The sequence below is a fragment of the Lentzea albidocapillata subsp. violacea genome (assembly GCF_900100275.1).
In the GTDB taxonomy this organism is placed as follows: Bacteria; Actinomycetota; Actinomycetes; order Mycobacteriales; family Pseudonocardiaceae; genus Lentzea; species Lentzea violacea.
Genome location: NZ_FNET01000001.1, coordinates 827657 through 842018 on the forward strand (window position 1 = coordinate 827657; position 14362 = coordinate 842018).

Below are 14362 nucleotides of genomic sequence, written 5' to 3' on the forward strand. Positions count from 1 at the left end.
GCATGGCACGCTTCACCTCGTTCGACGGCACCGAACTCGCCTATCGGGAGATGGGTGAGGGGGTTCCGCTCGTGGTCCTGGCGGGTGGTCCGGGCAGGGCTTCGGAGTACCTGGAGACCCTCGGTGGCCTGGATGCCGCGCGGCGGCTGATCGTGCTGGACAACCGGGGTACGGGGGCCTCGGACGAGCCGGCGGATCCGTTCACCTACCGCCGCGACATGCTGGTGCGGGACGTGGAGATGCTGCGCCGTCACCTGGGCCTGGACGTGGTGGACGTGCTGGGTCATTCGGCGGGTGCGGGGATCGCGATGGGGTACGCGGCGGACTTCCCCGGTCATGTCGGGAAGCTGGTGCTGCTGACGCCGGCGTTGCGCAGTGTCGGGTTGTCGCCGGAGCAGAGCGACTGGGACGTGTTCCTGGCGGCGCGGGCGGATCGGCCGTGGTTCGAGGCGGCGACGACGGCACTTCGGCGCAACGCGGCGGGGGACGACTCGGTGGAGAACCGGGTGGCGGCGTCGCCGTTGCTGTACGCGCGGTGGGACGAGCGGGCGCAGGCGCATGCGAACGCCGAGCTGGGGCAGTGGAAGTACGAGGTGGCGCTGGGGTACAACGCCGAGGGCGCGTTCGTGCCGGGGGTGTTGCGGCGGGCGCTGGTGGAGTTCGACCATCCGGTGCTGGTGTACGCGTGTTCGGAGGACCCGATCTCGCCGGTGCGGCGGTGTGCGCAGCTGGCGGAGCTGTTCTCGGACGTGACGTTGTACGTGCACGAGGGTGTGGGGCACTACCCGTGGGTGGAGGACCCGGAGCGGGTGTCGGCGCAGGTCGCGGCGTTCCTGGACGGGGTTTAGGCCCTGTCCTGTAGGTCTCGTCCGCGATAGTCGCGGCCGAGGGCCCCGGAGACGGCACCGCCGCAACGCCCGAATACGCCCGGTATGAGGGCATCGCGGCGGCACCGCCGCCGGGACTCTCGGTCGTGACTCTCATCGAACGGACCTGCAGGGTAGGGCCTAGAAGACCTGCGCGGTGGCGACGCGGTCGCGGCCGTTGCTCTTGGCCTGGTAGAGCGCTTCGTCGGCGGCGAGCAGCAGGGGGCTGAGTTCGGTCGCGGTGTCGGGGTACACGGCCGCGCCTACAGAGGCGGTGAGGCCGGCGACGACCTGGCTCTCGCCGAGGCGGTCGAGCACGACGATGTGCAGGCTCGCGATTTCGAAGCGGATGCGTTCGGCGGTGGCGCGGACCTCGCCGTTGCTGACGCCGGGGAGCAGGACGGCGAACTCCTCGCCGCCGAAGCGGCCCACGAGGTCGTAGGAGCGCACGGAGTGTTTGAGGGCGTCGGCGACGGCGAGGAGGACTCGGTCGCCGGCGAGGTGGCCGTAGGTGTCGTTGATCTGTTTGAAGTGGTCGAGGTCGAGGATGAGGACGCCGACGGTGGAGACCAGGCGCCGGGCGCGGGCGATCTCGCGTTGGGCGACGTCGTGCCAGAAGGTGGCGTCGACCAGGCCGGTCTTGCTGTCCGTGCGGGCGGCGATACGGAACTGCGGCAGCAGCAGTCCCATGTGCAGGGCCAGGACGGTGAGCAGCAGGATCGGGGACAGCCAGGGCCGGGCGGTGGCGATGATCGCGATGCCGGAGCCGAGGCCGACCGACGCGGTCACGATGAGCACGTCGGAGGCGTGGCCCAGCGCGGTGCGCAGCGGGTTGGCGGGGTTGGTCATGATGATGGCGCCCACGACCAGGGCGTAGTTGACGAACCAGTAGATCAGTCCCGCCGTCACGAGTGCGACCAGCCCGCGTGGACCGTCCAGGTCGGACGGGTGTGAGGCGGAGAACATGGCCAGCACCCATTGCGCTGCGGCACAGCCAAGTACGACAGTGGCGGCGGAGAACAGTTTCCGGTAGAGAACTGCCCGGCGCTTATACACCCGCAGCCACGCGTGCAGGTAAATGGTCACGACCATCAGGACGACCAGTGGCATCGGGAGAACGAGCACGCCCGCGAACTGCCACACCGATTGCATCTGCGCGTGAGGGACACCCTCAGAGGAGATTTCGCGGATGCGTTCTATTCCGCGTGCCGCTTCGAGGTGGATCAGCGCTGCTGCGGTGAGGGCCACGAACCAGACCCAGTGGCGCACCTCGACAGGGGTAAGCCGTGCGGTCGCGAGCGAGACGAGTGCCGCGGTCACGGCAATCGTCACGACGTAGGTCAGCACGACAGGAGGAAGGGACCATAACTTCCACCGGCGCGGGTCGAGCCTAGGCACGCTGCCACCCCCACCGAAATCCATCAGGAACAAACCACTGTAGCTAGCGGGTCACGCGAAGTCGTGGCTCCATGTGGGGGACCTCACCCTGAGTAGTCCTCGCTTTTCACCCCGTTGCACACCCCGCATCCCACAAGGAGACGGTCATGACGAACCGCGCGCTGTCCACCGACTGGACCTTCACCTCCACCGACTGGACCTTCGCCAAGTCGACCGACTGGACTTTCACCTCCACGGACTGGACGTTCGTCTCGTCGACGGACTGGACGTTCGCGTCGACGGACTGGACCGTCTGAGAACTGAGCATCCCGGTTGCCGAGGAGGGTGTTCCGCCGGCACCCTCCCACCGTCACCGTGACGGTGCCGTCCCCGGTCACGCCCGCCACTGGTTGAATCGACCCCCGTAGTGGCTCGGGGCGTTGTCGGGGGTTTCTGGTGCTCACGTTCGGTGTGCTCGGTCCGCTGGAGGTCCGGCGGGACGGGCGTGCCGTGCACGTCAACGGCCCGAAGCTGCGCGCGCTGCTCGCCACGTTGCTGCTGCGGGCGAACTCCGTCGTGCACAAATCGGTCCTCGTCGACCGGCTGTGGGACGAGGACCCGCCGCCCGCCGGTCGCAAGTCGCTGCAGATGTACGTGCTGAGGTTGCGGCGGATGCTCGGCGACGGCGAGGGGACCGTCATCGAGACCCATCCCGACGGCTACCTGCTGCGGGTGCCGCCGGACGCGCTGGACCTGACAAGGTTCCGGATGGCGGTGCGGGCAGCGTCGGACGCCGAACCCGACGGTGAGAGGGCGTTGCTGAGCGAGGCGCTGCGGTGCTGGCGCGGGCCGGTGCTGCCGGACGTCGGCTCGGAGTCGCTGCACCGGGAGGACGTTCCGCCGCTGGCCGAGGAGCTGCTGCGGGTCAGGGTGCGGTTCTACGACGTGAACCTCGAGCTGGGCCGGCACAGCGAGGTGATCGGCGAGCTGGTCCGGGTGACCGAGGAACATCCGTGGCACGAGACGTTCTGGGCGCAGCTGGTGGAGGCGCTGCACCACAACGGCAGACGCGCTGACGCGTTGCGTACCTATCGGACCGTGCGCCGCAGGTTCGCCGACGATCTCGGTGTCGAACCCGGTGCCCGGCTGCGGCAGGCGCAGCTGGCCGCGTTGGGGGCGGATGGCGGCGGTGCACCCGCGGCGGTGCCGGCAGTCGCCCAGCTGCCTGGGGGCGTGACCCGGTTCGTCGGCAGGCGGAGCGCGATCGCCCGGCTGGACGAGCTGGCGTTCGCGGCCGGCGTCAGCGACCACAACATCGTGATCTCCGGGCCACCTGGAGTCGGGAAGACCACTTTGGCCGTGCACGTCGCGCACCGGTGGCGGGCCCGGTTCCCGGATGGCCAGCTGTATGTGAACCTGCAGGGCTTCGCGGCGGATCCGCCGCTGGCCGCCTCGGCCGCGCTGATCAGGTTCCTCGGGGCACTGGGGTTTCGCCGTGACCAGATGCCCGCCGAGGTGGAGGAGCAGGCGGCGTTGCTGCGCAGCGCGCTGACGGGCCGCCGGATGCTGCTGGTGCTCGACAACGCCGCCGACGCGCGCCAGGTGCGGCCGCTGCTGCCCGGTCAGCCGGGCAGCGTCGTGCTGATCACCAGCCGGCACGACCTGCGTGGCCTGGTCGTCGATCCTGGTGCGACCGGGCTGGTGCTGGAGGTGCTCAGCGGTGCCGAGTCACGTGCGGTGCTCACCGACCTGGTGGGTGCCGGCAGGGTCGAGGCCGAGTCCGACGCGCTCGGCAGGCTCGCGGACACCTGCGGGGGTCTGCCCCTGGCCCTGCGGATCGCCGGCGCGAACCTGGCGGCCGACCCCGGCTGCAGTGTCGCCGACTACGTCACCGAACTGACCGCCCATGACAGGGTGTCCGCGCTCGCGATCGACGGCGACGAACGGTCCGCGGTGCGGGCGGCGTTCGACCAGTCCTATCTGCGGCTCAGCTCGGCCGACCGGATGTTGTTCCGGCTGCTGGGGGTCGTGCCGGGCCAGGACATCGGGGTGGAGGCGGCGGCCGCGCTCGCCGCCCGCGGCACCTCCGAGATCCGCCGGGCCTTCGACCGGCTCGCCGCCGCGGGTCTGCTGCAGCGCACCGAGCCCGGCCGGTGCGGGTTTCACGATCTGATCCGCGAGTACGCCGCGGGCCTGGCCCGTGATGACGACGGCATGGACGCCGACGACGCCATGTCGAGGCTGGTGGCGTACTACCTGCGCCGGGCCACCGCGGCGGCGAGGCTGGCGTTCCCGGTCGCGGCGTTGCGTGATGAGCCCGTGGACCCCGCGCTGACCGAGCCGGAGGCGGTGAGGTGGCTGGAGCAGGAGCGGTACAACCTGCTCGCCGCGATCACCTGGGCGGCGACGCGGCCTTCCGCGCAACGCTCGGCGTGGCGGATGGTCGAGGTGCTGCATGGCTACCTGCGTGCCTGCGGCCACACGAGGGAGGCCATCGCGACGTTCGTGGCGGCGCTGCGGGTCGCGATCGCGGCGGGTAACGACCAGGCGCGTCTGTCGCTGCTGGACCTGCTCGGGCAGATCCTCTACAACCTCAGCGAGTGGGAGCGGGCGGCCGAACACCACGAACAGATGCTGGCTCTCGCCCGTGAGCTGGGCGATCCCGATGCCGAAGGGGAGGCGCTGCTGGGTATCGGCCGGCACATGATCCAGCTCGGCCGGCCGGAGGAAGCGCTGAAGTACCTCCGTTCGTCACTCGTCCTCGTCCGCGGGACCGCCAACGTCGAGCTCGAACTGCGGACGCTGGGGGCGATCGGCAACGCCACCATGTACGCGGGCAGGCCGGATGAGGCACTCGCCTCACACGAGCAGGCGCTGATCCTGGCGCGCGAGTTCGGCGACCGCGAACATACGCACCGCTGCCTCAACGGGCGCGGTATCGCCCGATGGGCACTGGGACAGCTCGACGAGTCGCTGGCCGATCACGACCAGGTGCTCGCCTACTGCAGGCGGGCGGGGCAGAGGATCGGCGAGATCGCGTCGCTGGCCTGCCTCGCCGAGGTCCACCTCGACGCCGGTCGTCTCGACCTGGCCGGCTCCCTCGCGCGCGAGGCCCTCGCGCTGAGCACGGAGCTGGCCGAACGCCGCACCCAGGTCAACGTGATCATGGTGCTCGCCGGTGTCCACCACGGCCGCGGCGAGTACTCCGACGCTCTGCGGTCGTTCCAGGAGACGCTGCGGCGGTCGCGGGAGATCGGGTTCGGGCATGGGCAGTGCCAGTCGTTGCTCGGTGTGGCCGCGGCGCATCGTGAGCTCGGTGACGCCCGGACCGCCCGAGCGTCGGCGGGCCATGCGCTGACCTTGCTGCGCGCGAACCGCCAGCTCCTGCTCGAGGCCGATGTCCTCACCGAACTGGCGCGTGACGACATCGCCCTCGGCGACACAGAGGCCGCCACCTCCGCTGCCGCCGTTGCCGTGGAGGTCGCTGCTCGCCACGGCAGGCGGCTGGCCGAGCGGCGTGCCCGCGCCGTGCTGGCCGAGCTGTCAGAATCTCGGGACTGACCGCCCGGCGGCCTGCTTCCATTCCCATGCCGCGCCTGCCGCGACCAGCGTCCCCAGGCCGGCGGTGGCCGCGATGACGTGGTGGACCGGCCACCACTGCGCCGCCGCTCCGGCAGCCGCGATCCCTACCCCCTGGGACACGCGCAACGCGGTGACGGCCAGCCCGAACGCCTGTCCTCGTGTCGCGTCCGGCACGGACCGCACGAACGTCGCGTTCGCGAGCAGCTGGTATCCGCTCGCGGCCCCCGACAGCCCGAGCAGCACCAGTGACCATCCGAGTCCTGGTGTCAGTGCCATCGGCAGCAACACCGCGCACGACAGGACCGACAGCAACGGCATCCACCGCAGTCCACGCTCACGTGGCAGACGAGCCAGCAGCACCATGCCCACCGCGGTGCCCGCCGAGACCACGCCGAAGATCGCCCCCACCGCCGCCGGGCCGGCGCCGAGCTGAGCCGCCAGCGGTGCCGCGAGAGCCTCCCCGGCGATGTAGAAGCCCGACACGCAGGCGAGCGCGACCAGCGCCCGCAGCCGCCGGTCGCCCCACACCAGCCTCGCTCCGCCGATCAGATCGGCGGGCCACGCGCGGACGTGTGGGTGCCGCGGCGCGGGCCGGTGCAGCAGGAACGCCCCCACCAGCACCGCCGAGACCGCGAACGTGAGCCCGTCGGCCACGAGCACGAGGCCTGCTCCGAGCCAGGCGACCAGCGCGCCGCCGGTGAGGAAACCGGCGACCTGCGCGGCCTGGGTGACGGTGCTGAGCACCGCCTGGCCCATCGGATATCGCTCGTCGGGCAGGATCTGCGGCAGCAGTGCCGCCCGGGCCGCCCCGTGTGGCGCTCCCGCGAACTGCACGAGGACCAGCAGCGACGCGAGCGCCCACAGAGGCAGCCCCGGTACCGCCATGAACAAGAGAAGGACGGCGCGGACCAGGTCGGCGGCCACCATCACCGGTCTGCGGGCGAACCGGTCGGCGAGCCCGGAGAGCAGGGGCCCGCCGAGAAGGTCGGGCAGGAACGTCAGCGCGTAGGTCATCGCCGTGAGGCCGGCGCTGGCGGTGCGGTCGTAGACGTGCACCGTCAGCGCGACCCTGGCGAACTGGTCTCCGGCCACCGACACCACGTGCGCCACGAGCAGGGCGCGGAACTCGCGGTCGCGGGCGAGGTCGCGGTAGCCGGGCATGCGCTACAGGATGGAGGACCAGAACCCGCACTGGTGTTCGCGGGCGAAATCAGTGCCGCCGATTGCTCCGGGCGCCAGCGACTGCACGTCCGGACGCCATCCCGGATCGCCGGTGCGGGCGAAGCGGCCCCACGCGGTGATCATGTAGTCCGACAGCCTGCGCTGGGCGGGCGTGAGCTGCACGCCGGGGAACTCGAACAACGACAGCAGCTCGGAGGCGTGGTAGGCGCCGTAGTCGGGGAACGGCGGCAGGCCGGGGAAGATCAGCGGCGCGTCGGCGTCGGCGAACTCGTAGCCCGAGACCCGCGTGTGGCGGCCGATCTCCTTGCGCGCGGTGTCGGTGGGGCAGGCCCACGACGCGTCGGTCAGCAGCCGGGCGAGCTCGTCGCGGGCGTCGTCGTTGCCGTTGACCGGGTAGCGGGCCACGATCCGGTCGGCCGGTTCCTGCCCGAACAGGCCCGCCACGTGTGCCCGGTAGCCGGCCTCGGGCAGTGGCTGCGTCCAGATCAACGCGGCGAACAGCGTGAACTCGTCGTGCGTGGACCCGATCATCGTCGGTACGCGGTGCAGGCGTCCCGTGCGTTGCGCCACGACCGGGTCGACGGGCATGACGGCGGTGTCGAACGCCGGGCTCGAGAACCGCTCGTGCACGGTCAGCAGTTCCGCGACCGGCTTGGCCCGCAGGCAGGCCACGTCCGCGCAGCCCAGGGTGCCGGTGCCCTGCTGCTCCACGTCGGTGCGGGACTTCCACACGTGCGTGAACTTGCCGGGCTCGGTGAACGTCGGCGAGACCAGCCCGCACGGACCGGACTGGATGATCGCCTTGGCGAACAGGCCCGCCGCCCGCGGTGACGCGAGCTGCGCGCACACGCTCAGCCCGCCCGCGGACTCACCGAAGATCGTCACGTTGCCGGGGTTGCCGCCGAACGCGCGGGCGTTGCGCTGCACCCACCGCAGCGCCGCCTGCTGGTCGGCCAGGCCGAACGCGCCCGAACCCGCCAGGCCGGGGTGGCCGAAGTAGCCGAACACGCCGAGCCGGTAGTTCACCGTCACCACGACGGCGTCGTTGCGCGTCGCGAGCTTCCGGGCGTCGTACATCGACGCGCCACCGCTGGTGAACGAACCGCCGTGGATCCACACCATCACCGGCCGCGGTTTCCTCGGGGCCGTGGCCGGGGTGGTGACGTTGAGGTAGAGGCAGTCCTCGGTCTGCGAGCCCGGCTGGCCCAGCTGCGAGGTCTGCGCGCACAACGGCGCGGGTGTCGTCGCGTCCCGCACCCCCTGCCACGCCGGCGCGGGCTGCGGGTCGCGCCACCGGTTCGCCCCCACTGGCGCGGCGGCGAACGGGATGTTCCCGAACGTCCGGTACGTGTCGGTCACCGTGCCCCGCACGGCGCCCTTGTCGGTGCGCACGATCCCGCCGCCGCCCTCGGCCTGCGCCGGGACCTGCGTGATCGTGCACGCCAGCGCGGCGGCCATGGCCGCCGTCAGCAGTCGTTTCATCAGCTGAACACCCCTCAGTGTTGTTGTCCCCAGAAATCGCACTGGTGGTCCCGCACGAAGTCGGCCGGCCCGATCGCACCCGCCCGCAGCGACTGCACGCCTGCCCGCCAGCCGGGATCACCGGTGCGGGCGAACCGTCCCCACGCCGTGAGCAGGTAGCCGGACAGCTCCCGCTGCGCGGCCGTGAGCGGCAGGCCCTCGAACTCGAAGAGCAACGGCAGCTCCGAGGCGTGGTAGGCCCGGTAGCCGCCGGGGAACGGCGGCATTCCCGGAAAGATCATCGGCATGTCGGGCTGCGCGAACTCGTAGCCCGCCACCGGCATCCGCCGTCCCAGCTGCTGCCGTGTCTCGTGCGTCGGGCACGACCACGACCGGTCGGTCAGCGCCGCCGCCAGCTCGTCACGCGCGTCGCCGTTGCCGTTGACCGGGTAGCGGGCGACGACCTGGGCGCCGAGGTCCTCGCCGAACACCGCCGCCGCCTTCGCCGCGTAACCGGGCTCCGGGATCGGCTCCGGATAGATCAGCCCCGCGTACAGGGTCATCTCGTCGTGCGTCGACCCGACCAGCGTCGGCACCCGGTGCGTGCGGCCGGTGTTCTGCGCGACGTGCGGGTTGATCGGCAGCACCGGTGTGTGGAACGCGGGCTGTGCGAACGCGCCGTGCACCGCGAGCAGCGCCGAGGCCGGCAACGCGCGCAGGCAGGTGATGTCGGAGCAGCCCAGTGGCAGGTCCGCGCCCTGCTTCTCGACGTCCTCGCGCGGCTTCCACAACGTCGTCAGCCCGCCGGGCCGGCCGTCGGGCACGGTCAGCCCGCACGGTCCCGACTGGATGACCGCCTTGCCGAACAGGCCCGCCGCGCCCGGTGAGGCCAGGTGGGCGCACACGCTGAGGCCGCCCGCCGACTCGCCGAGCACGGTCACGTCGCGGGCGTCGCCGCCGAACGCGCGGATGTTGCGCTGCACCCACCGCAGCGCCGCCTGCTGGTCGGCCAGGCCGAACGCGCCCGAGCCGGGCAGGCCGGGGTAGCCGAAGAACCCGAACACCCCCAGCCGGTAGTTCACCGTCACGACCACGGCGTCGTTGCGCGTCGCGAGCCACCGCGCGTCGTAGCTCGACGCGCTGCCGTTGATGAACCCGCCGCCGTGGATCCACACCATCACCGGCCGCGGTTTCCTCGGGGCGGTGGCCGGGGTGGTGACGTTGAGGTACAGGCAGTCCTCGACGTCGGAGGCCGGATCGCCCAGTTGCGGTGTCTGCGCGCAGACCGGCGCGGGCCTGGTCGCGTCCCGCACGCCCTGCCACGGTGTCACCGGCTGCGGGTCGCGCCACCGGTTCGCCCCCACCGGCGCGGCGGCGAACGGGATGTTGCCGAACGTGCGATCAGTGCCGCTCACCGTCCCCGCGACGGCGCCCTTGTCGGTTCTGACGATGCGTCCGCCGCCCTCGGCCTGGGCGATCGGGACCTGGATGACGGCGAGCGTCATCGCGGCGGCCAGTGCCGCCGTCGTTATCCTTGCCATGAGTTGATGGACCCCCTTCGGGCTCGAACGTAGCGAGGTCCGGGGGAGTCGGAAACCAGATAAAGGGGACTTGTCCCATCCATCGAAAGTTGACGGCCGAGATCACCGGTTGCCGACATACCGACCGGTCGGTACCCTCCGAGTCGTGGGTGACTCAACCGGCAACGACCTGCCCGGCGGCCAGCGGCCCGAGGTCGACGCGCTGATCTTCGACTGGGGCGGCGTCCTGACCGTCTCCGTGCCCGAGTTCGTCGGTGCCTGGCTGCACGCCGAGGCCATCGACCGCGAGGTGTACGGCCGCGTCATGCGCGACTGGCTGGGCCGCGACGCGCGCCCGGACAACCCCGTGTTCCGTCTGGAGACCGGCGAGCTCACCGTCCGTGAGTTCGAACGGCTGCTCGCGGCCGAGCTGATCACCACCAGCGGCGCGGGCATCGACGAGAACGGGCTGCTGCGGCGCATGTTCGGCGGCGCCACCCCGGACCCGGCGATGGTCGAGCTCGTCCGCAAGGCCCGCGCCGCCGGCCTGCACACCGCGCTGCTGTCCAACAGCTGGGGCGAGGGCTACCCGAAGGACCTGCTGCTCGAACTGTTCGACACCGTCGTGATCAGCGGCAGGATCGGCCTGCGCAAACCCGACGAGCGCATCTACCTGCACACCCTCGAGCAGGTCGGCGTGCCCGCCGCGCGATCGGTGTTCTTCGACGACGCGCCCGTCAACGTCGAAGCCGCCCAGGCCGTCGGCATGCACGCCTTCCGCCACACCGGTGCGCAGAGCACCCGCGCCCACCTCGCCACCCTCGGAGTGTTCCTGTGACCGACCTTCCCGGCCTCGACCTGCAGGCACTGGCCGCACACCTGGGCACGGGCCCGCTCACCGGCGAACTGTTCCGCGGCGGCCGCTCCAACCTCACCTACCGCATCAGCGACGGCACCCGCACCTGGGTCCTGCGCCGCCCGCCCCTGGGCCACGTCCTGGCCACCGCCCACGACATGGCCCGCGAGTTCCGCGTCATCTCCGCGCTCGCCGGCACCACCGTGCCCGTGCCCGCCGCGCACCAGCTGGTCGAGGACACCTCCGTCATCGGCGCGCCCTTCTACCTCATGCAGGAGATGCCCGGCGCCGCCCTGCGCGAACGCGGCCAGTGCCCGTGGCTCACCCCCGAAGACGCCGCCGCCCTGTCCGAACGCCTCGTCGACGTACTCGCCGACCTGCACTCCGTCGACCCCGCCTCCGTCGGCCTGCAGGACTTCGGCCGCCCCGAGGGGTTCATGGCCCGGCAGGTCAAGCGGTGGGGCAAGCAGCTCGACGCCTCCCGCAGCCGGGATCTACCGGGCATCGAGGAACTGCGCGACAAGCTCGCCGCCACCGTCCCGGACTCGCCGCGCGCCGCGATCATCCACGGCGACTACCGCCTCGACAACGCCCTGGTCACCCGCGACCCGCTCGCCATCAGCGCCGTCCTGGACTGGGAGATGGCCACCCTCGGCGACCCGCTCGCCGACCTCGGCCTGCTCTACGTCTACTGGGCCGGCCTGGGCGTCGACAACGACCCCATCACCGGCAGCGTGCCGTCCCTGCCCGGGTTCCTGAGCGCCGACGAGCTCGTCGCCCGCTACACCGCCCGCACCGGCACCGACACCTCCGGCCTGGGCTGGTACATCGCCTTCGGCTACTTCAAGCTCGCCGTCATCGTCGAAGGCATCCACTTCCGCTTCGCCAGTGGCAAGACCGTCGGCGCCGGCTTCGAAAAGCTCGGCGCGTTCACCGTTCCCCTCGTGCGGCAGGGACTCGCCGCCGCTCACAAGGAGCTCTAATGGACTTCGCCTACGACGCCAAGACCGAGGAACTGCGCACCAGGCTCCTCGCGTTCATGGACTCCCACGTCTACCCGGCCGAAGCGGTCCTCGAACAGCAGCTACGCGACGCCGCCGACCCGTGGGAACGCCAGCCCATCCTCGAGGAGCTCAAGGCCGAGGCCCGCGGCCAGGGCCTGTGGAACCTCTTCCACCCCGAGCACAGCGACGGCCTGACGAACCTGCAGTACGCGCCCCTGGCCGAGATCACCGGCCGCAGCCCCCACCTCGCCCCCGAAGCACTCAACTGCGCCGCCCCGGATACCGGGAACATGGAAGTGCTCACCATGTTCGGCACCGACGAGCAGAAGAAGCAGTGGCTGCAGCCCCTGCTCGACGGCGAGATCCGCTCCGCGTTCTGCATGACCGAACCCGACGTCGCCTCCTCCGACGCCACCAACATCGCCACCCGCATCGAACGCGACGGCGACGACTACGTCATCAACGGCCGCAAGTGGTGGTCCTCCGGGGCGATGAACCCCAACTGCGCCATCTTCATTGTCATGGGCAAGACCGACCTCGACGCCGAACGCCACCGCCAGCAGGCCATGATCCTCGTCCCGCGCGACACCCCCGGCGTCACCGTCAAGCGCGCCATGCACGTCTTCGGCTACGGCGACCACGCCCACGGCGGCCACGCCGAGATCGAGTTCGCGGACGTCCGCGTCCCCGCCTCGAACCTCATCGCCGGGGAGGGCGAGGGCTTCGCCATCGCCCAGGCCCGCCTCGGCCCCGGCCGCATCCACCACTGCATGCGCCTGATCGGCATGGCCGAACGCGCCCTCGAACTGATGTGCCGCCGCGTCACCTCGCGCGTCGCGTTCGGCAAGCCCATCGCCGCCCAGGGCGTCGTGCACGAGTGGATCGCCGAGTCCCGCGTCCGCATCGAACAGGCCCGCCTGCTCGTGCTCAAGACCGCGTGGCTGATGGACACCGTCGGCAACAAGGGCGCCCACACCGAGATCCAGGCCATCAAGATCGGCACCCCGTCGATGACCGAATGGGTCCTCGACAAGGCCATCCAGGCCCACGGCGGCGCCGGCGTCAGCCAGGACTTCCCGCTCGCCGAACTGTGGGCCGCCACCCGTACCCTGCGCCTGGCCGACGGACCCGACGAGGTCCACCGCATGTCGCTGGCGAAGAGGGAACTCAAGAAGTACCTGTAAGGACAAAAAGGGGTGTCACCTCGGCGGAGGTGACACCCCGTGGTCCTTAGTTGTTCAGCGCCTCACGCGCCGCCAGCGCCGCCCGGCAGGCGTGCACGAAGCCCCAGAACACCTCGGTCGTCGTGTGCCGCCGCGCGGGCCGCGAGTTCTCCGAGAACATCGCCGAACGCAGCGGAGTCGTCAGCTCCAGCTGCGCGCCCTGGCGCCCGCGGGTGCGGTTCGCGATGTTCGCCCGGTCGTAGCCACCCAGGATCGGGTGGTCCACCGCGTCGATCGTGTGGAACCCGGCCCGCCGCAGCCGCGTGAGCAGCTCCAGGCGCAGCAACGCGTCGCGGCCGCCGACCAGCACCGCCCGGTCGTGGTCGGCCAGGCCCGCCGCGGCCGCCGTGCAGCCGTGCAGGCCCAGCGCGTGCGAGGCACCCGACACCAGCTGCCGCGCCATCCGGTCGTCGCAGTTCGACGACGTCACGTGCAGCTCGTCGTTCGAGGCGGTGCGCAGGCCCTCGAACATCCAGTAGTCGTGGGCCTGCCCGATCGGCACCCGCGTGGAGGGGTGATAACCGGCGATGGCGAGGCACAGCTCCGAGGTGCCGACCTCGATGCCACCGCCATGCGGGGCCAGCACGACCGACGGGGTGCGGGGCCGGTGACGCTTGAAGCGACGCCGGTAATCCACCCGTTCCACCAGTCGGGGATCTGCGTAAAGGTCGGAATTGGACGCGTAGACGTCCAGCGCCGTCCACTGGGGCTGCGGTCTCATGGCGGGCGGAAGCCTACCGGGCGTCACCCGGACGGCCGCCGCCCGCCGGGGTGATCAGGCGTCGATCTGGCGCGGCGCGTCCTCGCCCGCGGAGATCGCGATCTTGCGGGGCTTCGCGCGTTCCGCGATCGGAATCCGCAGCGTCAGCACACCCGCGTCGTACTTGGCGTCGATGTGGTCGGTGTCGAGCGAGTCGCCCAGGAACAGCTGCCGCGAGAACACGCCCAGCGGCCGTTCCGACACCTGCATCTCGACGTCCTTGCCCACCGGCCGGCGCTCCGCCTTCACGGTGAGCACGTTGCGCTCGACGTCGAGGTCGATCGCGTCCGCCGGCACGCCCGGCAGGTCGAACGCCACCACGAACTCGTCACCGTCGCGGTAGGCGTCCATCGGCATCGCCGTCGGCCGCGACCACGTGCCCGCGGCCCCCATCACCTGCTGCGTCAGCCGGTCCAGCTCACGGAACGGGTCAGTGCGCATCAACATCTGACACCTCCAGTCATCACTCGTAGGACTGTCAATGCGCTGCCCCACCGTTGTAACATGTCGTCGCAACGATGACAAGTCCCC

12 protein-coding genes are annotated in these 14362 nt (G+C 71.2%); 6 read left to right on the top strand and 6 right to left on the bottom strand.

The window, feature by feature from the left end:
- Nucleotides 1–2: 2 nt before the first annotated feature.
- On the top strand, nt 3–848 hold the full coding sequence (locus tag BLR21_RS03555; RefSeq protein WP_090004140.1) for an alpha/beta fold hydrolase: 846 nt from the start codon (nt 3–5) through the stop codon (nt 846–848).
- A gap of 159 nt (nt 849–1007) precedes the next feature.
- Here the strand turns inward: BLR21_RS03555 and BLR21_RS03560 are convergent, their stop codons facing one another.
- Nucleotides 1008–2213, bottom strand: a complete 1206-nt coding sequence (locus BLR21_RS03560; RefSeq protein ID WP_256334432.1) for a GGDEF domain-containing protein — start codon at nt 2211–2213, stop codon at nt 1008–1010.
- A gap of 197 nt (nt 2214–2410) precedes the next feature.
- On the opposite strand from BLR21_RS03560, the gene BLR21_RS42245 reads away from it, so the two are divergent.
- Both BLR21_RS42245 and BLR21_RS03565 read left to right on the top strand, forming a co-directional pair.
- Nucleotides 2411–2560: a hypothetical protein gene (locus tag BLR21_RS42245; protein ID WP_176929433.1), complete on the top strand. Its 150-nt coding sequence runs from the start codon at nt 2411–2413 to the stop codon at nt 2558–2560.
- A gap of 139 nt (nt 2561–2699) precedes the next feature.
- Nucleotides 2700–5804, top strand: a complete 3105-nt coding sequence (locus tag BLR21_RS03565) for an AfsR/SARP family transcriptional regulator (RefSeq protein WP_256334433.1) — start codon at nt 2700–2702, stop codon at nt 5802–5804.
- On the opposite strand, the gene BLR21_RS03570 is transcribed toward BLR21_RS03565, so the two are convergent.
- From BLR21_RS03570 to BLR21_RS03580, 3 genes are read right to left on the bottom strand one after another with little or no spacing between them, the layout of a single operon-like run.
- Nucleotides 5787–6986 (bottom strand): MFS transporter, encoded by a 1200-nt coding sequence (locus BLR21_RS03570; RefSeq protein WP_090004141.1) that lies wholly within the window; start codon nt 6984–6986, stop codon nt 5787–5789. The genes BLR21_RS03565 and BLR21_RS03570 overlap by 18 nt on opposite strands.
- A 3-nt stretch (nt 6987–6989) precedes the next feature.
- Complete coding sequence (locus tag BLR21_RS03575; RefSeq protein ID WP_256334434.1) at nt 6990–8489, bottom strand: carboxylesterase/lipase family protein; 1500 nt, start codon at nt 8487–8489, stop codon at nt 6990–6992.
- A 14-nt stretch (nt 8490–8503) separates the two neighbouring features.
- Nucleotides 8504–10009: a carboxylesterase/lipase family protein gene (locus BLR21_RS03580; RefSeq protein ID WP_090004142.1), complete on the bottom strand. Its 1506-nt coding sequence runs from the start codon at nt 10007–10009 to the stop codon at nt 8504–8506.
- Between the two features lie 145 nt (nt 10010–10154).
- Between BLR21_RS03580 and BLR21_RS03585 the strand changes: the two genes are divergently transcribed.
- Genes BLR21_RS03585 through BLR21_RS03595 form a run of 3 tightly spaced genes read left to right on the top strand, consistent with a single transcriptional unit; the run spans nt 10155 to nt 13032 of the window.
- Entirely contained in the window at nt 10155–10826 is a 672-nt protein-coding gene (locus BLR21_RS03585) for an HAD family hydrolase (protein WP_256334435.1), read from the top strand.
- Nucleotides 10823–11827, top strand: coding sequence for a phosphotransferase family protein (locus tag BLR21_RS03590; RefSeq protein ID WP_090004143.1), 1005 nt, complete (start codon nt 10823–10825; stop codon nt 11825–11827). Before BLR21_RS03585 ends, BLR21_RS03590 begins: the two co-directional genes overlap by 4 nt.
- The gene (locus BLR21_RS03595; protein WP_090004144.1) at nt 11827–13032 is read left to right on the top strand and encodes an acyl-CoA dehydrogenase family protein; all 1206 of its coding nucleotides are present in this window, start codon (nt 11827–11829) and stop codon (nt 13030–13032) included. The genes BLR21_RS03590 and BLR21_RS03595 overlap by 1 nt, the downstream gene beginning before the upstream one ends.
- 46 nt (nt 13033–13078) lie before the next feature.
- On the opposite strand, the gene BLR21_RS03600 is transcribed toward BLR21_RS03595, so the two are convergent.
- Nucleotides 13079–13792 carry a poly-gamma-glutamate hydrolase family protein gene (locus BLR21_RS03600; protein WP_090004145.1) on the bottom strand — a complete coding sequence of 238 codons (714 nt, stop codon included), beginning with the start codon at nt 13790–13792 and terminating at the stop codon, nt 13079–13081.
- A gap of 54 nt (nt 13793–13846) precedes the next feature.
- Entirely contained in the window at nt 13847–14278 is a 432-nt protein-coding gene (locus BLR21_RS03605; protein ID WP_090004146.1) for an Hsp20/alpha crystallin family protein, read from the bottom strand.
- Nucleotides 14279–14362: the final 84 nt, after the last annotated feature.

Excerpts from the sequence above, each read along its gene's own strand:
- BLR21_RS03555 (WP_090004140.1), top strand. The coding sequence starts at position 3 with ATGGCACGCTTCACCTCGTTCGACGGCACCGAACTCGCCTATCGGGAG.
- BLR21_RS42245 (WP_176929433.1), top strand. The coding sequence starts at position 2,411 with ATGACGAACCGCGCGCTGTCCACCGACTGGACCTTCACCTCCACCGAC.
- BLR21_RS03570 (WP_090004141.1), bottom strand. The coding sequence starts at position 6,986 with ATGCCCGGCTACCGCGACCTCGCCCGCGACCGCGAGTTCCGCGCCCTG.
- BLR21_RS03575 (WP_256334434.1), bottom strand. The coding sequence starts at position 8,489 with ATGAAACGACTGCTGACGGCGGCCATGGCCGCCGCGCTGGCGTGCACG.
- BLR21_RS03580 (WP_090004142.1), bottom strand. The coding sequence starts at position 10,009 with ATGGCAAGGATAACGACGGCGGCACTGGCCGCCGCGATGACGCTCGCC.
- BLR21_RS03595 (WP_090004144.1), top strand. The coding sequence starts at position 11,827 with ATGGACTTCGCCTACGACGCCAAGACCGAGGAACTGCGCACCAGGCTC.
- BLR21_RS03600 (WP_090004145.1), bottom strand. The coding sequence starts at position 13,792 with ATGAGACCGCAGCCCCAGTGGACGGCGCTGGACGTCTACGCGTCCAAT.
- BLR21_RS03605 (WP_090004146.1), bottom strand. The coding sequence starts at position 14,278 with ATGTTGATGCGCACTGACCCGTTCCGTGAGCTGGACCGGCTGACGCAG.